The following is a 21,805-nucleotide window of genomic DNA, read 5'->3' on the forward strand; positions in this document are numbered from 1 at the left end:
GTGCGCTATGTCATCGCAACGTGAAATTCGTCTGAATGCTTTTGATATGAACTGTGTCGGACACCAGTCACCAGGGTTATGGGCGCATCCGCGCGACCGCTCCTGGCAGTATAAAGACCTCGAATACTGGACGGATCTGGCGCGGCTGCTGGAGCGCGGTAAATTTGACGGTCTGTTTATCGCCGATGTACTGGGAGTTTATGATGTCCTCAACGGCAATAACGATGCCGCGATCCGTAATGCCACTCAGGTGCCGGTTAACGATCCGCTGGCGCTGATTACGCCGATGGCGCTGGTCACCGAACACCTTGGTTTTGGCCTGACCGCCTCGCTGTCGTTTGAGCATCCGTATCCTTTTGCCCGCCGTATGTCGACGCTGGATCATCTGACCAAAGGGCGTATCGGCTGGAATATCGTCACCTCCTATCTGGAGAGCGGCGCGCGCAATATCGGTTATCAGGCGCAGACCGACCACGACGCGCGTTATGACTATGCCGATGAATATCTGCAGGTGATCTATAAGCTGCTGGAAGGCAGCTGGGAAGAGGGCGCCATCCTGCGCGATCGGCAGCGAGGTATTTTCAGTGACCCGAGTAAAATCCATCCGATTAATCATCAGGGCACTTTCTTCCAGGTACCGGGTATCCACCTGAGCGAACCTTCTCCGCAACGTACCCCGGTGCTGTATCAGGCTGGCGCCTCCAGCCGCGGCAAACAGTTTGCCGCTGAACATGCCGAATGCGTGTTTGTCGCCGTGCCATCAAAAGTGCTACTGAAGAAAACCGTCGCCGATATTCGTCGTCGCGCCGCTGAAGCCGGGCGCGATCCGCGCAGTATTCTGATCTTTAACCTGCAAACGGTGATCGTCGGTGAAACTGACCAGGCCGCGCAGGCTAAGTGGCAGGAATATAAGAGTTATGTCAGCTATGAAGGAGCGCTGGCGCTGATCTCCGGCTGGACCGGCATTGATTTTGGCCAGTATCAGCCGGATCAGGTACTGAAGCACCTGCATACCAACGCCATTCAGTCGGCGGTAGAAACCTTCTCCACCGCCGATCCGGACCGGCAGTGGACGGTACAGGGACTGGCGGACTGGGTCGGTATTGGCGGCTTTGGCCCGCTGCTGGTCGGCAGTGCCGAAACCGTGGCGGATGAGTTGCAGAGCTGGGTTGCGGAGACCGATGTCGATGGTTTCAATCTGGCGTATGCCGTCACCCATGAAACCTTCACCGATGTGGTCGATCTGCTGGTTCCCGAGCTGCAAAAGCGCGGCGCGTATAAGCAGGATTACCGGCCGGGAACGCTGCGCGAGAAGCTGTTTAACCAGGGGCCGCGGCTTGAAGCGCCGCATCCGGGCGCCGGCTACCGGCGGAGTGCCCACAGTGACATCCTCACCCGGCAAGAGACAATATCATGATTGAAATTGACCAGCTGCGTAAGCAGTATCGCGCGCCGGACGGCAAAGTGGTGGAGGTACTGAAGGGGATATCTCTGACGGTGCCGCCCGCCTCAATCACCGCGGTAGTTGGCCCCAGCGGCGCGGGAAAATCAACGCTGGCGAAATGCATCAGCCTGCTGGAGCAACCCTCTTCTGGCAGCATTCGCGTTAACGGCGAAGATCTGTCGCGCCTGTCCGGGGAAGCGCTACGCCGTGAGCGGCGGGCCATCGGTACCGTATTTCAGTCTTCGGCGTTACTGCAACGTAAGACCGCCTGGGAAAATGTGGCGCTGCCGCTGGAGTGGCTGGGGGTGGTGCCGGCAGAAATCAAACGTCATGTCGGGCAACTGCTGGAGAGCGTCGGACTGAATGACAAGGCGGACTATTATCCGGCGCAGCTGTCGGGTGGACAACGTCAGCGGGTGGGCATTGCCCGTGCGCTGGCGCTAAAACCGTCGGTATTGCTGGCGGATGAAGCGACGTCGGGACTGGATCCGCAGGCAACCAGTTCAATTCTGACCCTGCTGAAACAGCTGCGCGACCAGTTTGGTCTGTCCATTATCCTGATCACGCATGAAATGGATGTGGTACGCCGGGCCGCCGATGCGCTGGCGGAGATCCGCGACGGGCAACTGTTGCAGCAGGGATCGCTGAGTGAACTGCTGGCGCAACCGGATTCGCGCCTCGGCCAGCAGCTGTTTCCGCTGCAGCCGCTGGACGCCGCCGGGGACATTCTGCTGCAGCTGACCTATGGCGATCGCCCGCTTGCCACCGACTGGATCAGCCAGATCAGCCAGCACTATCAGCTGCAAATCGATCTGCTGGCCGCCCATGTGGAACAGGTGGGCGAGCGGCTGGCGGGCCGGATGCGCATCGCGGTGCGCTTTACCCGGCGACCGGTCAGCCAGCCGGCGCTGATCCAGCATCTGTATCAGCTGGGCATCAACGCGCAGGCGATTGAAGTCCGCGCGGCGCTACAGGAGGCAGGATGAAACCGGCAGAGGTGATCAGTCAGGATACCCCCTGGAGCCAGATCCATACGCTTATGCTGCCGGCTTACGGCGAAACCTGGCTAATGGTCGGTATTGTGATGCTGTTTGTGGTGACGCTCGGCGGCCTGCTCGGGGTGGTGCTGTTTAATACCTCGCGTCGCGGGCTGTTTCCGCAGCCGTCGATCAACCGCACGCTGAGCTGGCTGGTGAATATCGGGCGTTCGCTGCCGTTTCTGGTGCTGATGGCGGCAATTATCCCTTTCACCTTCTGGCTGACCGGTACCACCATCGGCATTCCGGCGGCGGTGATCCCGATGATTGTCGCCGGTACGCCATTTTTTGCCCGTCTGGTGGAAAACGCGCTGCGGGAACTTCCGGCCGGGGTGACGGCGGTGGGACTGGTTTGCGGTGGCTCCACCTGGCAGATCATCTCACGAGCCCAGATTAGCGAAGCGCTGCCGGCGATTGTGGCGGCCATCGTGCTGAATCTGATCTCGATGATCGAATACTCGGCGATTGCCGGCACCATCGGTGCTGGCGGCATCGGCTATCTGGCGGTGGTCTACGGTTATCAGCGTTTTGATAACCACATCATGATTGCCACCATCGTGGTGCTGATTGCCACTATTCAACTGATTCAGTTTCTTGGCGACCGGCTGGTTGCCGTACTTCAACATTCACAGGGTAGCCATAGATTATGACGCAGCAGGATTTTACCATCAGAAAGAAAAACAACTGGCCGTGGCTGGTGGCGTTGGTGGCGGTGATTATCATTGCCGGGCTGGGGTGGCATTTTATTGCGCAACAGCGCCAGACGGTGACGTTCAGCACGACGCTGAAAGTGCACTTTGAACCGGCGATGGCCGGTGAACAGCGCCTGATCGAGTATGTCGGCGAGCATATTGCGCCAGATTACGGCATCAAACTTGAAGCGGTGGGACTACAGGATCCGGTACAGGCGGATCGCGCGGTGGCCGCAGGGGAGTATGCCGCCACCGTCTATCAGCATCAGTGGTGGCTGAAGCAGGTGGTGGATGCCAATAAGTTTGAGCTGACGCCGGCCATTCCGTTATTCCAGTGGGCCTTCGGGATTTATTCCGATCGTTATGGCGCCATTGATCAGCTACCGCAGGGGGCGGAAATCGTGGTGCCCAACGACGGCGCCAATCAGGGACAGGCATTATGGCTGCTGCAACGTATTGGTCTGATTGGCCTTGATCCGGCGGTGGAGCCGCGTACCGCGAAATTAAAAGATATTAACAGCAATCCGCATAATTTTAATTTCAAAGAACTGGATTTATTAACCATGCCGCGGGCCTTAAATTCAGTTGATGCGGCGATTGGTTATGTCTCTCAGTTTGATGCCGGAAAAGTGCCGCGTGAAAAAGGCATATTATTCCCGCCGGCGCCAAAAACCTTTGCTTCGCAATTAGTGATTGGGACGCCTTATTTAGCGGACGAGAATATTGAGAAATTACGCCAAGCCTTTGCCGACCCGCGCCTGCAACAATGGTTAAAGGAAACCAGCGATCCGTTAGTGAAGGGGGTTCTGGTGCCGGTTTCCGCCGACTAACTCCCTGTAGCACTCGCTGATAACCGGATTAGCCCGCGGCTAATCCGGTTTTGGCGCTGGTAAAAAATAATCAATTTAACTTATTGAATTTATTGTATTTTATAGCATATTTTGTTGTTTGTTTTTTTCGGCGATTCTTATTATAACCTCACCGTCACCTGCTAATAAAAATATGAGGATACTATGAGTACAATAAATATTGAGGGCGGCATTGTATCGCCTCCGTCGCATTCAACACCGGTTCGTTCCGTCAGTGATGTGGCGAAATTAATTAACAGCAGTACCAGCAAAAATAGCTATGCGCGCTGGATTGTGTTTCTCGCGCTCGGCGGGGTATTTCTTGATGCCTATGACCTGACGACCCTCTCTTACGGCATCGATGATGTGGTGAAAGAGTTTAATTTAACCCCGACGCTGACCGGACTGGTGACCTCATCGATTATGATCGGCACCATTATCGGCAACCTGGTCGGCGGCTGGCTGACCGATAAATATGGTCGCTATTCGGTGTTTATGGCCGATATGCTGTTTTTTGTGGTCTCGGCGATTGCCGCCGGGCTGGCGCCGAATGTCTGGGTGCTGATTGGCGCGCGCTTTTTGATGGGCGTCGGGGTCGGCATCGATCTGCCAGTCGCGATGGCTTATCTCGCCGAGTTCTCGAAATTTACCGGGAAAGGCAATAAAGCGGCGCGGCTGGCGGCCTGGTGCCCGATGTGGTACGCGGCGTCGTCGGCCTGTTTCTTTATTATTTTCGCGCTCTATTTCCTGCTGCCGGCCGAACACATCGACTGGCTGTGGCGCGCATCGCTGCTGTTTGGGGCGGTACCGGCGCTACTGATTATTGCCGTGCGCAGTAAGTTTATGAATGAATCTCCGCTGTGGGCCGCTAATCAGGGCGATCTCAGCGGCGCGGTGCGTATTCTGCGCGACTCCTACGGCATTATTGCTCATGAAGAGAAACCGCAGCATCCGGTCGCAGTGAAACAAGCGCCGCCGAAAGTCAGCTTCCGCGTACTGTTCCAGAAACCATACCGCGAGCGCACCATCGTCACCGCCGTAATGAATATCTGTATCTCATTTGAATACACCGCCATCGCCTTTTTCCTGCCGTCGATTCTCGCCCAGTTCCTCGGCGCCGGCGTGTTCGAAACCATCTCGGCCTCGCTGGGGCTTAATGCGCTGTTCGCCTTTACCGGCGGGCTGCTGGGTATGCGTCTGGCGTGGAAATTCCCGTCGCGCCATGTGGCTATCGCCGGCTTTGCCCTGCAGTTTATCGCCCTGATCTCACTGGCGCTGATTGGTCACCCGCAAGCCGCCGCCGGCGTGGTGTTCGCCATTCTGATGCTCGGTTTGTGGCTGTTTGCCGAAGGTTTTGGTCCTGGCGCACAGATGATGATCTATCCGGCACTCTCTTACCCGACACATATCCGCGCCACCGGCGTCGGCTTTGGCCGCTCGCTGTCTGGCATTGGTAGCGCGCTGGCACTGTTTATCCTGCCGATCCTGCAGGCTTCCTTCGGCACCAATATGTTCTGGATCGTCTCACTGGCGGCGATTATTCCCATCTTCTTCCTGCTGATTATTCGCTTTGAACCGACGCAACAGGATATTGATGACCAACACGATAACGGAGAACAGCATGTCTGAGTTACTCACCCCGGATTACCCTGAACTGGCGGCACGTTTCCGCCCGGTTTTTGCCCGCATCGCCGCAGGGGCTGTCGATCGTGAACGCAACCGAACGCTGGCGCAGGAGCCGATCCGCTGGCTGAAAGAAGCGGGGTTCGGCACCCTGCGTATCCCGGTCAGGCAGGGCGGCTTTGGCGCCACGCTGCCCCAGCTGTTTCAGCTGTTAACCGAACTGGCTGAAGCGGACTCCAACCTGCCGCAGGCGCTGCGTGCGCACTTTGCTTTTGTCGAAGACCGCCTGAATCAGCCGGACAGTGAACAGCGGCAGCGCTGGTTCCGGCGTTTTATCGACGGAGAGCTGGTCGGCAGCGGCTGGAGCGAGATTGGTAATCTGCAGCTGGGAGAGGTGCTAACCAAAGTATCGCCCGGCGACCATGGCTGGACGCTGGATGGCGAGAAGTTTTACAGCACCGGTACCCTGTATGCCGACTGGATTGATGTCTATGCGCAGCGCAGCGATAACGGCCGTGATGTGATTGCGCTGGTTAACACCGCCCAGCCCGGGGTGGAACGTGATGATGACTGGGATGGTTTTGGTCAGCGCTTAACCGGCAGCGGCACCACCCGCTTTAAGCAGGCACAGGTGGAGCAGGCGCATGTCTATGACTTCAGCGAGCGCTTCCGTTATCAGACCGCCTTCTATCAGCATGTGTTGCTGGCGACGCTGGCCGGTATTGGCCGCGCGGTGAGCCGTGATGCGTCGCAGGGAGTGGCCCAACGGAAACGAATCTACAGCCACGGTAACGCCGGGCTGGTGAAACAGGATGTGCAGGTGTTACAGGTAGTCGGACAAATTGCCAGCTGGGCGTGGGCGGTCGAGGCGACGGTACAGCGGGCGACGCATTCGCTGCAGCAGGCGTTTGAGGTACAACAACAGGGCGCTTCTGAAGCGCAGATCAAACAGGCCAATATTCTGGCGGAGCTGGAATCGGCAAAGGCCCAGGTGATTGCCAGCGATCTGGTTACCCGCGCCGCCAGCGAACTGTTTAATGCGCTGGGCGCTTCCGATACCCGTGTCAGCAAAGCACTGGATCGTCACTGGCGTAATGCCCGTACGGTGGCATCGCATAATCCGGTGATTTATAAAACGCGCAATGTCGGCGACTGGGAAGTTAATGGCAATGAACCTACCTTTATCTGGCAGATAGGAAACGGCGCCTGAGGTAAATATGCCCCGCCAGGGTGCGGGTGTTAATTAATTGCACCCGTACCCGGCAGTGGTTAGTTCGCGCTATTGTGCAGACACCATTTATCCTGATGATAATGTGGGGTTTTTCTCTGTGCGCATCATTCTGTTCTTTAGCAAAATATGGCTTATACAATGCCATATATGTCATAAGCCAGGCGCTTTACTTATTATTCTTGCTCTGATTATCATCAGCTGAATATTAATTAAATAAATGCGGGCGCTATTAATATCGCCTCATGGATCATATCGATGAATAATCATGCCAGTATTAATGCCGACCTCTGGCGGCCGCCGGAAGCTGCACAGGTTATTTTTAGCGATGAGCAGGCCATCAGCGCCGCCAGTGCGGTGGCCGCACTGGCGCTAACCGATGCGGCCACCCGCGATCGCGATCGTATCTATCCGCTGGAAGCGCTGTCGTTATTTAGCCGTTCCGGGCTGGGCAGTATTTCGGTGCCGCGCGCTTTTGGCGGCGGTGGCCTGAGTTATCGCACCGTGGCGGAAGTGTTCCGCATTATCTCTGCTGCTGACCCGTCACTGGGACAGATCCCGCAGAATCATTTCGGTCTTATTCAGTTTATCCGCGATGAAGGTTCGCCTGAGCAGCAAAAAACGCTGTTTAAGGCGGTAGTCGAAGGTCAGCGACTGGGTAACGGTGGACCGGAGAAGAACACCCGCCATACCCGCGAAGTGCATGCACGCCTGCGCCAGCACGCCGACGGTTTGCGCCTGACCGGGGAGAAGTTCTACTCCACCGGCGCGCTATTTGCCCACATTGTGGTTACCACCGCCATCAATGACGAGGGCGTCGCGGTGATGGCATTTGTGCCGCGACTGGCTGCCGGGCTGGAAATCATTGATGACTGGTCCGCTATCGGCCAGCGCACCACCGCCAGCGGCACCGTGCGCTTGCAGGAGGTGGCCGTCGATGCCGCACGGGTTATCCCGCTACCGGCAACCGATCGGCCGTCACTGCGCGGGCCGGTTTCGCAATTAATTCAGGCTGCGATTGACGCGGGTATCGCCCGCGGCGCCTTTGACGAAGCCGGCGAATTTATCCGTCATCATTCGCGTCCGTGGGTGGATGCCGGTGTGGAGCGCAATGCCGACGATCCCCATCTGCAGGCCGATGTCGGCCGTGTTTACGTGGAGCTGACTGCGGCCGAGGCGCTGCTGCGACGCGCGGCAAAAACGCTCGATGATATCGACCCCGCCAGCCTGAATGCGGAAACCGCTGCCCGCGCTTCCATCGCGGTCGCGGAAGCCAAGGTGCTGACCACCGAGGTAGCGCTGAAAGCCAGTGAAAAGCTTCTGGAGTGGGGCGGTAGCCGGGCGACGCTCAGTGAGCACGGCCTGGACCGCCACTGGCGTAATGCCCGTACCCACACGTTACACGACCCGGTGCGCTGGAAATATCACGCGATCGGTAACTACTACCTCAACGGAATCTTCCCGGTGCGCCATGCCTGGATTTAAGGATGCCGATATGCCCTACAGCCAGGTTAAACCTGCTATCCGCGCCAGTATTATCACCACCCCGGAGCAGGCGCTGAACGTTGCCCGCGAGCTGGCGCAGGCTTTCCGCGTCGAGTCCGCGCAGCGCGACCGCCAGCGGCAACTGCCGCTAAAACAGCTGGAAGCGCTGTTCTCCTCCGGGCTGGGCGCGATTACCGTTCCGGCCGCGTTTGGCGGCGCGGCGGTATCAACCGCGCTACTGGCCCAGATCATCGCGATCTTAAGTGAGGCGGATGCGGCGATCGGACAGATCCCGCAAAACCATTTTTATGCGCTGGAAGTGCTGCGCGTCAACGGCAGCGATGCCCAGCAGCGGCGCTTTTATCAGGAAGTGATTGAGGGAGTGCATCTGGGTAATGCGCTGGCGGAGTTCGGCTCAGCAGCGGCTCATTATCGCAGCACCTCGGTATTACCTGATGGCGACAGCTATCTGCTGAGTGGCCGCAAGTTTTATGCCACCGGCGCGCTGTTTGCCGACCGTATTCCCACCGCCGCCCGGGATGCTGAAGGTCGCGAACAGCTGGTATTTGTGCCGCGCCATCAGGCAAACCTCAGCGTGATTGATGACTGGTCCGGCTTTGGTCAGCGTACCACCGGCAGCGGAACGGTAATTTTTAACGCTGTGCGCGTCGATGGCGCAGATATCGTGCCGTTCCAGAGTGCATTTGAGCGTCCCAGCACCGTTGGTCCGTTTGCGCAGATTATGCATGCCGCCATTGACCAGGGGATTGCCCGCGCCGCTTTCAGCGACATGCTTAACTTTATCAATACCCGCGCGCGGCCATGGCCCGATTCAGGGGTTGAGCGCGCCAGCGAGGATCCGCTGACCATCGATCGGGTTGGGCAACTGGCCGCCCGTCTGCAGGCCGGTGATGCGCTGCTGGAAGAGGCGGGTCACGCGGTGGACCGCGCCCAGCGCCATCCCGATGCCGCCCATGTGGCGACAGCATCGGTGCAGGTTGCCAGCGCGCGCGCATGGACCACCGAACTTTCACTGGCAGCGGCTAATCTGCTGTTTGAACTCTCCGGCAGCCGTTCCGCGTTGCAGGAGCATAATCTTGACCGCCACTGGCGCAACGCCCGCACCCATACCCTGCACGATCCGGTGCGCTGGAAGTATCCGGTGATTGGCAACTATGTGCTGAACGCGGTGCTGCCGCCGCGCAGGGGGACAATATGAGCCAGCCAGCGCGACAGATGCTGCTTAATGCCTTCAATATGAACTGCGTCGGGCATATTCACCATGGTATGTGGACCCATCCGCTCGATCGCTCAACCGAGTTTAACGATTTGAGTTACTGGCTGGATCTGGCGCGGACGCTGGAACGCGGCTTATTTGATGGGCTGTTTATCGCCGATATTCTTGGGGTGTACGACGTTTATCAGCAGGGAATTGGCTTAACCGCCAGCGAGGCGATTCAACTGCCGGTTAACGATCCGCTAATGCTGGTTTCCGCGATGGCCAGCGTTACCGAACATCTCGGTTTTGCTCTGACAGCCAACCTCAGCTATGAAGCGCCTTATGCTTTTGCCCGCCGCTTTTCCACTCTCGACCATCTGACAAAAGGGCGGGTGGGCTGGAATATCGTTACCGGCTATCTGGATAGCGCCGCGCGCGCCATGGGGCAGACGCAGCTGTCGGGTCACGATCGGCGCTATGACCAGGCCGATGAGTTTCTCGATGTCAGCTATCAGCTATGGGAAGGGAGCTGGCAGGATGACGCGGTGCCAGCCGACCGCCAGCAGCGACGCTATGCCGATGCCAGCAAAATCCATCAGATACGCCACCATGGCGAATTTTATCAGGTTGAGGGCTATCACCTCTCGGCACCCTCTCCGCAGCGCACACCGTTATTGTTCCAGGCGGGCAGTTCGGAACGCGGCACCCGTTTTGCCGCCCGGCATGCGGAATGTACTTTTGTTAATGGCGCCACCCCGCAGGCGATGCGCAGCCAGGTGGATAAACTGCGTCAGGCGGCGCGGGATGCCGGACGACAGCCCGAAGATCTGAAGATTTTTATGGGGATCTCGGTGATCGTTGCGCCAGGCGAAACAGAAGCGCGGGAGAAGCAGCGTGAATATCTGCGCTATGCCAGTCCGGAAGCCGGTATCGCCCATTTTTCCAGTTCCACCGGTATCGATCTGTCGCAGTTCGCACTGGATGAGCCCATCCGCAGCGGCGCCACCCGCGCCATTGAGTCGGTAAGCAAAACCTATAGCGGCTGGACCCGCCGTCAGCTGCTGGAACAACACGCCTTAGGGGGACGCTATGCGCTAATTGTCGGCGACCCGGGGCAGGTGGCGGAGTCACTAATCAACTGGCTGGATGAAACCGGCATTGATGGTTTCAATCTGACGCGCATTGTGAATCCACAGAGCTATATCGACTTTATCGATTTGGTGGTGCCGGAATTACAACAGCGCGGACGCTACAAAACCGCTTATCAGCCGGGCAGCTTACGTCACAAATTATTTAACCACGACCGGCTACCGTCGCGTCATCCGGCGGCACGCTGGCGCCGGCCAGCCTGACTTCTGCGGACTTTAAGCGCTAATAATCTGAGGAACTACGATGTTTTTTAAGCACAAAATCAAACATGCATTGCTGGTCGGGCTGCTGAGCGCTGCGGCGCTGGCCAGCGCGGCGGACTATTCCGGCCCGTTAAAAGTTGGCACGACTGCGGCTTTCGCTCCGCCACTGGAAACCGCCGTGGCGGAGGCGAAAAAGCAGGGGCTGAACGTGGAGCTGATTGAGTTCACCGACTGGACGGCGCCGAATGTCAGCCTCGAAAATGGCGATATTGACGTTAATCTGTTTCAGCATCAGCCGTTTCTCGATAATGCCAATCAGCAGGGGGGATTCCACCTGGTGAAATATGCCCCGGCGATCATCAATAACGTCGGGCTTTACTCGAAGAAGCACACCAGTCTCGATCAGATCCCAGCGGGCGGGACGGTGGCGATTGCCAATGACCCGATTAATGGCGGGCGTGGCCTGCTGTTACTGCAAAAGGCCGGGCTGATTACACTGAAACCGGGCGCCGGGCTGAAATCCACGGTCGATGACATTACGCAGAATCCGAAACAGCTGAAGATTATTGAGGTGGAAGCGGTGCAGCTTTCGCGCTCGCTGCAGGAGGTCGATCTGGCGCAGGGTTACCCGCACTATCTGCGCGCCTCAGGGATTATCGATCCCAATAACGCTTTGCTGTTCGATGGTCTGGAACACCCGGAATATGTGATTCAGTTTGTGATCCGTGACGGGCATCAGGATGATCCGCGGCTGAAAAAATTTGTTGATATCTATCAGCACTCGCCGGTAGTGCGCGCCAGCCTCGATAAATTCTACGGCAAGCTGTATCAGCCGGGCTGGAGTCAGTAATTATGGTGAGCCTGCCTTATCCCGGCCTGCAGGAACAGACCCGTGAACGTACCCGGATCAATCCCGGGTCGGTGCATGTGGCGATCGAAGGGTTGTGCAAACGCTATCCCGGTCAGCAGACCGATGCGCTGCATAATGTCGATCTGAAGATTTCCCGGGGCGAAATCTTCGGTATTATCGGCCGCAGCGGCGCGGGTAAGTCTTCGTTGATCCGCTGTCTTAACCGGCTGGAAAGCCCGACCGGCGGCAGCGTGGTGGTCGATGGGGTGGATATTGGCCGCCTGTCAGCCGCTGAGCTGGTGGCGTGGCGGCGCAGTACCGGCATGATCTTCCAGCACTTTAATTTACTGTCGGCGAAAACCGTGCGGGAGAATATCGATTTGCCGCTGCGGGTGGCGGGTATTGCGCCGGCGCAACGGCAGCGCAAGGTGGATGAGCTGCTGGCGCTGGTGGGGCTGGAAGATCGTCAGCATGCCTGGCCTGCCCAGCTTTCCGGCGGACAGCAGCAGCGGGTGGGCATCGCCCGTGCGCTGGTACATGATCCGCAACTGTTACTTTGTGATGAAGCCACCTCGGCGCTGGACCCGGAAACGACGCGCTCAATTCTCAGCCTGTTGCGCGATATCAATCGCCAGCAAGGGATCACCATGGTTCTGATCACCCATGAAATGAATGTGATTCACGATTTGTGTCATCAGGTGGCGGTACTGGAACAGGGAAGGGTGATAGAGCGCGGACCGGTATGGCAGGTGTATGGCGATCCGCAACAGCAAACCACGCAACTGCTGCTCAATCCTCAGCATGGCAGGCTGCCCGAACCACTGCAACAGCGGCTCACTCCGCAGCCGGTTTCCGCCAGCGCCAGAGCGTTGCTGTGCCTGAGCTATAACGGACAGGGGGCGGCGCCACAGCTTGCGCAACTGACGGCGCTGCTGGGGGACGAGATCACCCTGATACAGAGTGCGCTGGAATGGGTGCAGGAGCGGCAAATTGGCCAGCTGTTACTGCTGGCGGCACGTAGTCCGCAGCCGTTCAGCCCGATGAGCGTTCCGGCAAATTTAGCCGATCGGGTGGAGGTAGTAGGCTATGTCACTGCAGATTGACCGTTTATGGCAGGGATTACTGGATACGCTGATGATGGTCGGCGTGTCGTCGCTGGCAGCATTATTACTCGGACTGCCGCTGGCGGTGATTCTGGTCATTACCGACCGTGAAAACCTGTTTGCTAATCCACTGCTCAACCGCCTGCTCGGCTGGCTGGTAAACCTGTTTCGTTCGATCCCGTTTCTGATCCTGATGGTGGCGCTGATCCCTTTTACGCGCATGGTTGTCGGCACCACCTATGGCGTCCAGGCCGCGATTGTGCCGCTGACGCTGGCGGCCACGCCGTTTTTTGCCCGCATTGCCGAGGTAAGCCTGCGTGAAGTGGATAAAGGATTGGTGGAAGCGGCCCAGGCGATGGGTTTTCACCGGCGGCATATTATCTGGCATGTGCTGCTGCCGGAAGCGCGCCCCGGGATTGTCAGTGGTTATACCATCACCCTGGTGACGATGATTAATGCTTCCGCCATGGCCGGTGCGATTGGCGCCGGGGGGCTTGGCGATCTCGCCTATCGTTACGGTTACCAGCGGTTTGATACCCAGGTGATGATTACCGTCATCGTGGTGCTGGTGGCGCTGGTTACCCTGTTACAGTTAGCTGGCGATCGTCTGTCACGGCGGCTTAATCATCGCTAATTATTAATCGCGCTTATTAAACAAACTTGCTTAACGCTTAGCTGAAATCGGCATGAACGGCGGAATGGCTTTGTGCTATTTTGGCGTTAAATAACCCATCGCAGGAATAAAATGATGACAGTAAAAAACACAATAAAAAATGTTTCATTAATAAAAACATCGCTGGCTCTGTTGCTCAGTATCACTATTTTATCGGCGCTCCCTGCCCAGGCGGAAAATAGTGATACTGATGTACCTTCATTAAAAGGGAAACGTATTGGCATTACGGTGGCCGGCACTGACCATTACTGGGATCTGAAAGCCTGGCAGGGGCAGATTGATGAGGTGAAACGGCTCGGAGGCACGCCGATAGCGCTGGATGGCGGCCGTAAAGAAGCTCAGCAAATACCGCAAATTCAGACGCTTATTGCACAAAAACCCGATGCGATTATTGAAACCCTTGGCACCGCCTCGGTGCTGGAACCCTGGTTGAAGAAAATTCGCGCGGCGGATATCCCGCTATTTACTGTGGATACCGCCAGTCCCTCCAGTATTAACGTGACTACCTCGGATAACTTTTATATTGGCGAACAGCTGGCTTTAAAACTGGTTAATGATTTGCGCGGTGAAGGGAATATTCTGGTATTTAACGGATTTTATGGCGTGCCGGTAGTGGCAATGCGTTACGACCAGTTAAAAGCGGTATTAAAATGGTATCCGAAAATTAAAATTATTGAACCTGAACTGCGCGATGTTATTCCAAATACCGTGCAGGATGCGTATGCGCAAATAAGCCAGCTGCTGAATAAATATCCGAAAGGCAGTGTGCAGGCGATCTGGGCCGCATGGGATGTGCCGCAAATCGGCGCGACACAGGCGGTGGATGCGGCCGGACGCAGTGAAATCAAAACCTACGCCGTTGATGGCAGCCCGGATGTGGTTTCGCTGGTAAAAGATCCCAAATCCAGCGCCGCCGCAGTAGTGGCGCAGCAGCCGTATCTGATCGGTAAAACGGCAGTCCAAAACGTGGCCCGCTATCTGGCAGGCGATCGTAATCTGCCGCCGGCCACTTATGTCCCGGCGCTGGTGGTGACCAAGGAAAATGCGGCGGAAGTACAGAAAACCCTGGGCCAGAGCGATGCAAAATAATGCGCCGCTGCTGACGCTGGATCGGATCAGTAAAGCCTTTGATGGCATCCCGGCTCTGCGTCAGGTCTCCCTGACGCTGGCGCGCGGTGAAATTCATGGCCTGATTGGCCATAACGGCGCGGGCAAATCGACGCTAATTAAGATCCTTGGCGGTTTGCAGCAGGCGGATGGCGGGCAGATTTTGCTCGACGGTCAGCCGACGCCGATTGATTCGCCGGCGCGGGCCCAGGCGCTGGGGATTGAGATTGTCCATCAGGAGCGACTACTGGCTCCCAGCCTGACGGTGGCGGAAACGCTGCTGCTGGGGGAGGAGCCGGTTTATTCCGGCTTACGGCTACTGAACCGGCGCCGCCTGCGGCGTATTGCGCAGCAGGCGATTTATGACCATTTCGGTCTGCAGATTAATCCGGACAGTCTGATTGCCGACCTCAGCGTCGCCGAGCAACAAGTGGTGCAGATCACCCGGGCGCTGCGGCATGCGCCGCGTATCCTGGTATTTGATGAGCCGACGGCCGCGCTGGCGCGTCATGAAGTGGCTTCGCTGTTTCGCGCTATCCGCGCGTTGCGTCAGCGCGGACTGGCGATCCTGTATGTTTCGCATTATCTCGATGAGATTACCGACCTCTGCCAGCAGGTTAGCGTACTGCGCGATGGCGAAGATGTGGCGCGACATCAGACCGGTAACGTCAGTAGCCAACAGTTGATTGCCGATATGCTCGGCGCCGCCGGGAAATCACTGGTGCAACGTCAAAGTTATCGCCGGGAAGAGGTCGTGCTACGGGTGGAAAACCTGTCGGCGCCAGGCCGTTTTGCGGAGGTGAACTTTAACGCGCACCGTGGCGAGATCCTTGGCGTCACCGGATTGCTCGGCTCGGGCGGTAAGGCGCTGGTGCGCGCGCTTTTCGGCCTCGAAAGTGATATCGCCGGCGGCATTACGCTGGATAACAGCGTTTTTTTGCCGCGCTCGCCTTATGACGCGGTCCGGCATGGGCTGGCCTTTGTGCCGGAAGACCGCCGGGCAAATGGCATCGCACCGGCACTGAGCGTGCGCGAAAATATCGCCTTAACCAGCCTGCCCGCGCTGGTGAAACGGCTGTTTATCGATCGGCGCCGTGAACACCAGCTGGTTGCCGGCAATCTTCACCAACTGGGGATCCGGGCGCCCGGCGTCGATGCGCCACTGCGCGCGCTGTCTGGCGGCAATCAGCAGAAAGTGGTACTGGCGAAGTGGCTGAACACCGCGGCTAAAGTCTATCTGCTGGATGAACCTACGGTGGGCGTGGATATCGGCGCTAAGGCGGAGATCTACCAGGCGCTACAGCGTCTGGTGGCCGACGGGGCGCTGGTGATTATCTTCTCCACCGATTTGCCGGAGCTGCAATCTCTGAGCGACCGCATTCTGGTGATGGCGCGCGGCAGAGTGGTGAAAACATTGCAGGGCGCTGAAACCGATCATCATGAAATTCTTGCCTGGGCGGCGGGCGCTGCTGCCGGAGGATCTGCGATATGACCGATTTTTCTTCTGCCGGCAGCGGCGCGGGCCGGCCGGATAGCGCCGGAACGCGCCGCGAACGCAGCGGGCACTGGTTACAGGGAAGTGCGCTGCTGATCATTATCGCCGTGCTGGCGATATTTGCCGTACTGTCGCCGATTTTTCTCACCGTCGGGAATCTGGGCAACGTATTACAACAAACCGCCGTTACCGGCACGCTGGCCTTTGGCCTGACGCTGGTGATGATCGCCGGTGGCAACAACTCCCTTACCGGTGGTATCGATCTGTCGCTGGCCGCCAATCTCGGACTGAGCGCCGCAGTCTTCGCCACGCAACTCAGCCAGGGCGCCAGTGTTGCCATGGCGATAGTTTACGCACTGCTCAGCGGCGCGGCGCTCGGGCTGTTTAACGCCTTTGCCGTGGTCTGGCTGCGCATTCTGCCGCTGCTGGCGACGCTGACCAGCATGAATATCGCCATTGGCCTTGAGATGGTGGTGACACAAAACTCCACGGTGCCGGTTAGCGGTCCGCTATTTGACCTGTTGCTGGGTGCCGGTCCGCTGACGCTTCCCTGGCTGGCATGGGGTTTTATGCTGCTGGCGCTGGTATTTATCGTGCTGGCGCATTTTACGCCGTTTGGCCTGCGCCTGCAGGCGGTGGGCAGCCACCGGCTTGCCGCCCGGGCTAACGGACTGGCGGTGTCGCGCTATATTGCCGCCAGTTACCTGCTGTGCGGTCTGGCGTCCGGTATTGCCGCACTCGGATCGGTGACGGTGCTTAGCGGTAGCTCACCCGGCGCCAACGATAACCTGCTGATGGTTATCGCTTCGGTACTGCTGGGAGTGGTGTTTTCGCGTCGGCTGGTGCCGACCATCGGCGGCACCCTGATTAGCGCCCTGTTTCTTAGCCTGATAGCCAATGGCTTTCAGTTAATTAACGTCTCAAGCTACTGGATCAATGGGGTAGAAGGGGTACTGATCCTGTTGGTGGTGTCGCTGGCTTCGCTGCTACGCCAGCGTCAACAGAGGAGAAAAGTCCGTGTCTGAGCTCATTACAACCGCACTGCGCCGCAACAGTCAGGGGAGCGTGCTGCGCCTGGCGATGGTGCTGATTTTTGCCGTATTGCTGATATTTTTTAGCCTGTCGGCGCCCGGCTTTTTAACCCTGCGCAATATCGAAAGTGTACTGCTGAATAATGTCGCTCCGCTGGCGATTGCCGCCCTTGCCATGACGGTAGTGGCTGCGATGGGCGCCATTGATCTGTCGATTGGCACCGCCATCGACTTCGCCTGTCTGGTTCTGGTCACGCTGGTGCTGCATCAGGCAGGCCTGCCGCTGGCGATCGGCGCGGCACTGCTGGCCGCGCTCGCTGTCGGCCTGTTTAATGCTTTTCTGGTGGCGGTGCTGGGTGTCGAACCCTTTCTCGCTACTCTCGGCAGCTTATTTATCGGCCAGAGCGTACAACAGCTCTCGTCCAATGGCGGTCAGCCTATCTACCTGCTTAGCCAGGTGCTACCGGCGAACTTTTCCGCCATTAGCCACGGCGCGCTGCTCGGTATGCCGTTGCCACTGTGGTACGTACTGATACTGGCGCTGGCGCTGCATTTATTACTGCAAAGTACCCGTTACGGGCGGGTATTAACCTTTCTCGGCAGCCAGCTGAGCGTGGCGCGTTACTCCGGTATCGCCGTCGGTCGCGCCGTCGCCATCGGCTTTGTCCTCAGCGCGCTGGTTGCCGGGGTGGTGGGACTGATACTGGCTTCCAATGTCAAAGCCTGGGTGCCGCTGTCGGGTAATGCTTATCTGCTGAATGCCATCGGCGCCGCGTTTATCGGCAGCACTTTCTCCCGCTCGCGCCGGCCCAATGTGCCCGGCACTCTGCTGGGCGTGGTGCTGCTTAGTTTTGTCGCCAATGGCTTGTTGCTGATTGGCTGGAATTTTTACTGGCAGCAGGTGGCAACCGGCGTGTTGATTTTTGTGGTGCTGGCCGCCGGCGCGTTGCAGGTTAACCGGAGCAGCCATGAGCATTGAGAACAGTAAGCCACAGCCGTTTATCCTGTTTGGTTTTATGATGAATGTGGTCGGGCATATTTCCGCCGGACTGTGGCGTCATCCGGAAGATAAGGGGCAGCGCTATACCGATATCCGCTACTGGGTCGGCATCGCTCAGTTGCTGGATGAGGCCGGTTTTGATGCCTTGTTTCTCGCTGATGCGCTGGGCCAGCTGGATGTTTATCAGCATCAGCCCAACGCCGCGCTGCGTAATGCCGCGCAGATGCCGGTAAATGACCCGCTGCTGCTGGTGTCGGCGCTGGCGGCGGCCACGCGCCATCTCAGTTTTGGCGTCACCGTTTCCACCACCTACGAGCACCCTTATCTGCTGGCACGCAAATTCACCACCCTGGATCACCTGACTAACGGCCGCGTGGCATGGAATATTGTCACATCAATGCTGGATTCCGCGGCGAGAAACCTCGGCTTAACGCAACAGCTGCCTCATGATGAGCGCTACGATCGCGCGCAGGAGTTTCTGGATGTCACCTGCAAATTATGGGAAGGCTCATGGCAGGAGGATGCGGTACAGCGTAATAAGCAGACCGGCGTCTACAGCGATCCGGCGAAAGTGCATCCGATTGCCCATCACGGGCGTTACTACCAGGTGCCAGACGCACATTTAAGTGAGCCCAGTCCGCAGCGCACGCCGGTGTTGTTTCAGGCCGGGACCTCCGCACGCGGCAGCCAGTTTGCCGCCGCCAATGCCGAAGTGATTTTTATGGCCGGACTGACGCCGGAAGCAATCCGTAATGATATCGCCGTTATCCGTCGGCAGGCGGCTGAGTATGGCCGCGATCCGGCATCGTTGCGCTTTATTACCGCGATTACCGTGGTGACCGGCGCAAACGAGGCTGAGGCACAATCGCGCTATCAGGAGTTTCAACGCTATATCAGTGAAGAGGGGGCGCTGGCGCTGTTTTCTGCCTGGACCGGCGTGGACTGGGCGGAGTATGAGCTGGACCGCCCGTTGCAGTATATCGAAACCGATGCCTGCCGTTCCGCGCTGGCCAGCCTGACGCGCATTGACGCCGGGCGTCAGTGGACGTTGCGCGAGGCGGCGCACTATATTGGCATTGGCGGGCTGCATCCGACGCTGGTTGGTGGCCCGGCATCGATTGCCGATCGGCTTGAGCGTTTTGCGCAGGCGTCGGGAGTGGATGGCTTCAATATCGGTTACGCGATTACGCCGGGCAGTTTTGAAGATTTTGTGCACTATGTGGTACCGGAACTGACCGCCAGAGGCCGGCTGGCGCCACGACCGGCCAGTCCGCTGACCCTGCGTGAAAGATTACTCGGCGCAGGGCAACGTCATCTGCCCGAGGATCATCCGGCGCGTCGTTTTCGCCGCTAAGCGGCAACACCGCCGAAACGGACGGTGTTGCCTGAAGCTTAATTCCACGCGTGGCGGGGTGGATTCACGCCATTCAGATAGTAATTACCCACGTGGTAATATTTCCAGCGTACCGGATCGTGCAGCGTGTGGGTGCGCGCGTTACGCCAGTGACGGTCAAGATTGTATTCCGCCAGCGTCGAGCGGGTTCCTGCCAGTTCAAACAGTTTATTGCCCGCAAGGATCGCGATCTCTGTCGAAAGCACTTTTGCTTCCGCCGTGGCGACCGTCGCGGCGGCTACCGTCTCCTCACTGGCGTTCTGCAGGGCGATATCGATTAGCTGACCGGCACGCCATAGCAGTGCCTCCGCCGCATGCAGGCGGATTTGCAAATCACCCACCGCTGCAATGGTAAACACATCCTCTGCCGCTTTCTGCTGGCCGCTGTCTATCCACGGACGCGATCTTTCGCGCACAAATGCCAGCGTATCGGCGATAGTGCCACGGGCGATACCGGTATCCACCGCCGCCTGGATAATTTGCGAAATCGGTCCGGCGGCTGTCGGGCGTTCAAATGCCTGCCAGACCGGAATAACCCGATCGGCGTTAGCCCTGACGTTTTCGAGGATCACCGTACCTGAGGCGGTGGTGCGCTGGCCGAAACTCGACCAGTTATTGATTACCGTCAGCCCTGGCGCATTACGATCCAGAATCACCAGGTTGGCCCGTCCCTGATCATCGACCGCTACGGTATGCACCAGATGAGCGAGCAGTGCGCCGGTGGCATAGAACTTCTCACCGTTAATCACTACCTCGTCATGGTCACGCCGCAGAGTCGTTTTAAAGTCGGCTACCGTCGCGGTGCCTTTCTCAGAAAAGGCGTTACCCCAGCGTAATCCACGCAGTACGCCAGCTAACAGCGTTTGTTTCTGGCTTTCACTGCCATCGGCCAGCAGATGGGCGACGCCCGCCAGATGGTTTTGCGGAATCTGCCCGAGGGCGGAATCAGCGGCAGAAATAATCGCGATCACCTTTGCCACGGTGGCATAGGAGACGCCCGCGCCGCCATATTCCTCAGGAACGTTAATTCCCCACAGCCCACTTTGGGAAAATGCTTCCAGTTCGGCAATCGGCAGGATCCCTTCGCGGTCGCGGCGGGCGGCACCCGGAGCAAACTGCCGCGCCAGACGTTCTGCTACCGCCACCGCCTCTTCGTCGCTGGTGATGATATGTGCAGCGGAAACCGGATGCGGCAGCGGGGTAAAAGGTTCTGGTGAATTGACATGCAATTCAGCCGCCAACGGGGGGATTTCAAGGGTAGACATAGGCATTCCTCACAGACGATGACCAAAGCGCATACGCGCGGATAACTCATCCTGTCACAGTGGCGAAGCGTCAGTTATATGAATTACATGTATCTATTTTAACTACGATCATAAGCCGCTAATCAGGCCCTTTTTAGCCGTATCCCTCTGCTGGCGAGGTAGCGTCAGAGGGATACGCGGCAGGGGGCAAAGCCGTTAGCGGTTGGCCTTATCATGCCGCGGTCTGACATTAATATCGGTTATTTGCGATTCTTCGCTGGCGCTAACCACCAGGCGCACCGCGGCGGCAACCGAAGCCGGATGACTGTATTGCAGCGGGTCAATCGCCGCGAAATCACCGCTCTGTGCGCGGCTTTTTCGGTTCATCGGGGTATCCGTGGGGCCAGGCGATACCGTCGCTACCCGTACCCCATTAGCGCTTTCCTCGCCGCGTAAGCCATGGGCCAGGGCATTAAGGGCAAACTTGCTGGCGGAATAGACCGTGTGTCCGGCTAAGGCCAGGGTTCCCGAACCGGAATTAATAAATACCACCTGACCCTGTTTTTTGCGCAGTGCCGGTAATGCCAGACGGGTCAGTTCGGCGGGGGCGAACAGGTTAATCGAAAATTGTTTTTGCCAGAGTTCGGGGCTGGCGTTATCAACCCGTGAACGTTCGGAGATGGCGGCGGAATGGACCAGCACATCAATAGCCGGCAGAGCATCAATAAAGCGCTGCTGTGCGGTAAAATCGAGCAGATCGATTTCGACCGCTTCGACGTTTTGCAGCAAGCGCAGCTGGATGAGTGCCTCTTTATTACGGCCTAACGCATAAACATAGTGGTCGCGCGCCAGATCGTTGACGATTGCCAGACCAATACCGCTGGTTCCGCCCGTTACGATGGCGACAGGTAATGCAGATGAGAATCCCATGTTTTACTCCGATAGATTATGCCGGGCGGCATAAATGCCGCCCCTACAGAA

The 21,805-nt window shown here is 57.9% G+C and carries 19 protein-coding genes; 17 read left to right on the forward strand and 2 right to left on the reverse strand.

Features of this window, described 5'->3' with window-relative positions:
- Positions 1-7: 7 nt before the first annotated feature.
- From JWF83_RS26325 to JWF83_RS26405, 17 genes are all read left to right on the forward strand, one after another.
- Positions 8-1,417 carry an LLM class flavin-dependent oxidoreductase gene (locus JWF83_RS26325; protein ID WP_413653464.1) on the forward strand — a complete coding sequence of 470 codons (1,410 nt, stop codon included), beginning with the start codon at positions 8-10 and terminating at the stop codon, positions 1,415-1,417.
- Complete coding sequence (locus JWF83_RS26330; protein WP_413653465.1) at positions 1,414-2,430, forward strand: methionine ABC transporter ATP-binding protein; 1,017 nt, start codon at positions 1,414-1,416, stop codon at positions 2,428-2,430. Before JWF83_RS26325 ends, JWF83_RS26330 begins: the two co-directional genes overlap by 4 nt.
- Entirely contained in the window at positions 2,427-3,131 is a 705-nt protein-coding gene (locus JWF83_RS26335; protein WP_413653466.1) for a methionine ABC transporter permease, read from the forward strand. Before JWF83_RS26330 ends, JWF83_RS26335 begins: the two co-directional genes overlap by 4 nt.
- Positions 3,128-4,003, forward strand: a complete 876-nt coding sequence (locus JWF83_RS26340) for a MetQ/NlpA family ABC transporter substrate-binding protein (protein ID WP_413653467.1) — start codon at positions 3,128-3,130, stop codon at positions 4,001-4,003. The genes JWF83_RS26335 and JWF83_RS26340 overlap by 4 nt, the downstream gene beginning before the upstream one ends.
- A 183-nt stretch (positions 4,004-4,186) precedes the next feature.
- On the forward strand, positions 4,187-5,650 hold the full coding sequence (locus JWF83_RS26345) for an MFS transporter (RefSeq protein ID WP_413653468.1): 1,464 nt from the start codon (positions 4,187-4,189) through the stop codon (positions 5,648-5,650).
- Positions 5,643-6,854, forward strand: coding sequence for an acyl-CoA dehydrogenase family protein (locus tag JWF83_RS26350; RefSeq protein WP_413653469.1), 1,212 nt, complete (start codon positions 5,643-5,645; stop codon positions 6,852-6,854). Before JWF83_RS26345 ends, JWF83_RS26350 begins: the two co-directional genes overlap by 8 nt.
- A 276-nt stretch (positions 6,855-7,130) precedes the next feature.
- A complete protein-coding gene (locus JWF83_RS26355) occupies positions 7,131-8,357 on the forward strand; it encodes an SfnB family sulfur acquisition oxidoreductase (protein WP_413653470.1) in 1,227 nt (408 codons plus the stop codon).
- Positions 8,344-9,576 carry an SfnB family sulfur acquisition oxidoreductase gene (locus JWF83_RS26360; protein WP_413653471.1) on the forward strand — a complete coding sequence of 411 codons (1,233 nt, stop codon included), beginning with the start codon at positions 8,344-8,346 and terminating at the stop codon, positions 9,574-9,576. The genes JWF83_RS26355 and JWF83_RS26360 overlap by 14 nt, the downstream gene beginning before the upstream one ends.
- Positions 9,573-10,928: an LLM class flavin-dependent oxidoreductase gene (locus JWF83_RS26365; RefSeq protein WP_413653472.1), complete on the forward strand. Its 1,356-nt coding sequence runs from the start codon at positions 9,573-9,575 to the stop codon at positions 10,926-10,928. Before JWF83_RS26360 ends, JWF83_RS26365 begins: the two co-directional genes overlap by 4 nt.
- Before the next feature lie 40 nt (positions 10,929-10,968).
- Positions 10,969-11,778, forward strand: a complete 810-nt coding sequence (locus JWF83_RS26370; protein ID WP_413653473.1) for a MetQ/NlpA family ABC transporter substrate-binding protein — start codon at positions 10,969-10,971, stop codon at positions 11,776-11,778.
- 2 nt (positions 11,779-11,780) lie between these two features.
- Positions 11,781-12,881 carry a methionine ABC transporter ATP-binding protein gene (locus tag JWF83_RS26375; protein WP_413653474.1) on the forward strand — a complete coding sequence of 367 codons (1,101 nt, stop codon included), beginning with the start codon at positions 11,781-11,783 and terminating at the stop codon, positions 12,879-12,881.
- Entirely contained in the window at positions 12,865-13,515 is a 651-nt protein-coding gene (locus tag JWF83_RS26380; RefSeq protein WP_413653475.1) for a methionine ABC transporter permease, read from the forward strand. The genes JWF83_RS26375 and JWF83_RS26380 overlap by 17 nt, the downstream gene beginning before the upstream one ends.
- Positions 13,516-13,626: 111 nt before the next feature.
- Positions 13,627-14,643, forward strand: a complete 1,017-nt coding sequence (locus JWF83_RS26385) for a sugar ABC transporter substrate-binding protein (protein WP_413653476.1) — start codon at positions 13,627-13,629, stop codon at positions 14,641-14,643.
- Complete coding sequence (locus tag JWF83_RS26390; RefSeq protein WP_413653477.1) at positions 14,633-16,153, forward strand: sugar ABC transporter ATP-binding protein; 1,521 nt, start codon at positions 14,633-14,635, stop codon at positions 16,151-16,153. Before JWF83_RS26385 ends, JWF83_RS26390 begins: the two co-directional genes overlap by 11 nt.
- Positions 16,150-17,181, forward strand: coding sequence for an ABC transporter permease (locus JWF83_RS26395; protein ID WP_413653478.1), 1,032 nt, complete (start codon positions 16,150-16,152; stop codon positions 17,179-17,181). The genes JWF83_RS26390 and JWF83_RS26395 overlap by 4 nt, the downstream gene beginning before the upstream one ends.
- Positions 17,174-18,166, forward strand: coding sequence for an ABC transporter permease (locus JWF83_RS26400; RefSeq protein WP_413653479.1), 993 nt, complete (start codon positions 17,174-17,176; stop codon positions 18,164-18,166). Before JWF83_RS26395 ends, JWF83_RS26400 begins: the two co-directional genes overlap by 8 nt.
- A complete protein-coding gene (locus JWF83_RS26405; protein WP_413653480.1) occupies positions 18,156-19,541 on the forward strand; it encodes an LLM class flavin-dependent oxidoreductase in 1,386 nt (461 codons plus the stop codon). Before JWF83_RS26400 ends, JWF83_RS26405 begins: the two co-directional genes overlap by 11 nt.
- A gap of 38 nt (positions 19,542-19,579) precedes the next feature.
- Here the strand turns inward: JWF83_RS26405 and JWF83_RS26410 are convergent, their stop codons facing one another.
- Complete coding sequence (locus tag JWF83_RS26410) at positions 19,580-20,845, reverse strand: SfnB family sulfur acquisition oxidoreductase (protein ID WP_413653481.1); 1,266 nt, start codon at positions 20,843-20,845, stop codon at positions 19,580-19,582.
- A 195-nt stretch (positions 20,846-21,040) separates the two neighbouring features.
- Positions 21,041-21,754 (reverse strand): SDR family oxidoreductase, encoded by a 714-nt coding sequence (locus JWF83_RS26415; protein ID WP_413653482.1) that lies wholly within the window; start codon positions 21,752-21,754, stop codon positions 21,041-21,043.
- Positions 21,755-21,805 lie beyond the last annotated feature (51 nt).

Origin of the sequence: Pantoea sp. B65 (assembly GCF_047308185.1) — a bacterium.
Classification (GTDB): domain Bacteria; phylum Pseudomonadota; class Gammaproteobacteria; order Enterobacterales; family Enterobacteriaceae; genus Erwinia.

Excerpts from the sequence above, each read along its gene's own strand:
- JWF83_RS26325 (WP_413653464.1), top strand. The coding sequence starts at position 8 with ATGTCATCGCAACGTGAAATTCGTCTGAATGCTTTTGATATGAACTGT.
- JWF83_RS26330 (WP_413653465.1), top strand. The coding sequence starts at position 1,414 with ATGATTGAAATTGACCAGCTGCGTAAGCAGTATCGCGCGCCGGACGGC.
- JWF83_RS26335 (WP_413653466.1), top strand. The coding sequence starts at position 2,427 with ATGAAACCGGCAGAGGTGATCAGTCAGGATACCCCCTGGAGCCAGATC.
- JWF83_RS26340 (WP_413653467.1), top strand. The coding sequence starts at position 3,128 with ATGACGCAGCAGGATTTTACCATCAGAAAGAAAAACAACTGGCCGTGG.
- JWF83_RS26345 (WP_413653468.1), top strand. The coding sequence starts at position 4,187 with ATGAGTACAATAAATATTGAGGGCGGCATTGTATCGCCTCCGTCGCAT.
- JWF83_RS26350 (WP_413653469.1), top strand. The coding sequence starts at position 5,643 with ATGTCTGAGTTACTCACCCCGGATTACCCTGAACTGGCGGCACGTTTC.
- JWF83_RS26355 (WP_413653470.1), top strand. The coding sequence starts at position 7,131 with ATGAATAATCATGCCAGTATTAATGCCGACCTCTGGCGGCCGCCGGAA.
- JWF83_RS26360 (WP_413653471.1), top strand. The coding sequence starts at position 8,344 with ATGCCTGGATTTAAGGATGCCGATATGCCCTACAGCCAGGTTAAACCT.
- JWF83_RS26365 (WP_413653472.1), top strand. The coding sequence starts at position 9,573 with ATGAGCCAGCCAGCGCGACAGATGCTGCTTAATGCCTTCAATATGAAC.
- JWF83_RS26370 (WP_413653473.1), top strand. The coding sequence starts at position 10,969 with ATGTTTTTTAAGCACAAAATCAAACATGCATTGCTGGTCGGGCTGCTG.
- JWF83_RS26375 (WP_413653474.1), top strand. The coding sequence starts at position 11,781 with ATGGTGAGCCTGCCTTATCCCGGCCTGCAGGAACAGACCCGTGAACGT.
- JWF83_RS26380 (WP_413653475.1), top strand. The coding sequence starts at position 12,865 with ATGTCACTGCAGATTGACCGTTTATGGCAGGGATTACTGGATACGCTG.
- JWF83_RS26385 (WP_413653476.1), top strand. The coding sequence starts at position 13,627 with ATGATGACAGTAAAAAACACAATAAAAAATGTTTCATTAATAAAAACA.
- JWF83_RS26390 (WP_413653477.1), top strand. The coding sequence starts at position 14,633 with ATGCAAAATAATGCGCCGCTGCTGACGCTGGATCGGATCAGTAAAGCC.
- JWF83_RS26395 (WP_413653478.1), top strand. The coding sequence starts at position 16,150 with ATGACCGATTTTTCTTCTGCCGGCAGCGGCGCGGGCCGGCCGGATAGC.
- JWF83_RS26405 (WP_413653480.1), top strand. The coding sequence starts at position 18,156 with ATGAGCATTGAGAACAGTAAGCCACAGCCGTTTATCCTGTTTGGTTTT.
- JWF83_RS26410 (WP_413653481.1), bottom strand. The coding sequence starts at position 20,845 with ATGTCTACCCTTGAAATCCCCCCGTTGGCGGCTGAATTGCATGTCAAT.
- JWF83_RS26415 (WP_413653482.1), bottom strand. The coding sequence starts at position 21,754 with ATGGGATTCTCATCTGCATTACCTGTCGCCATCGTAACGGGCGGAACC.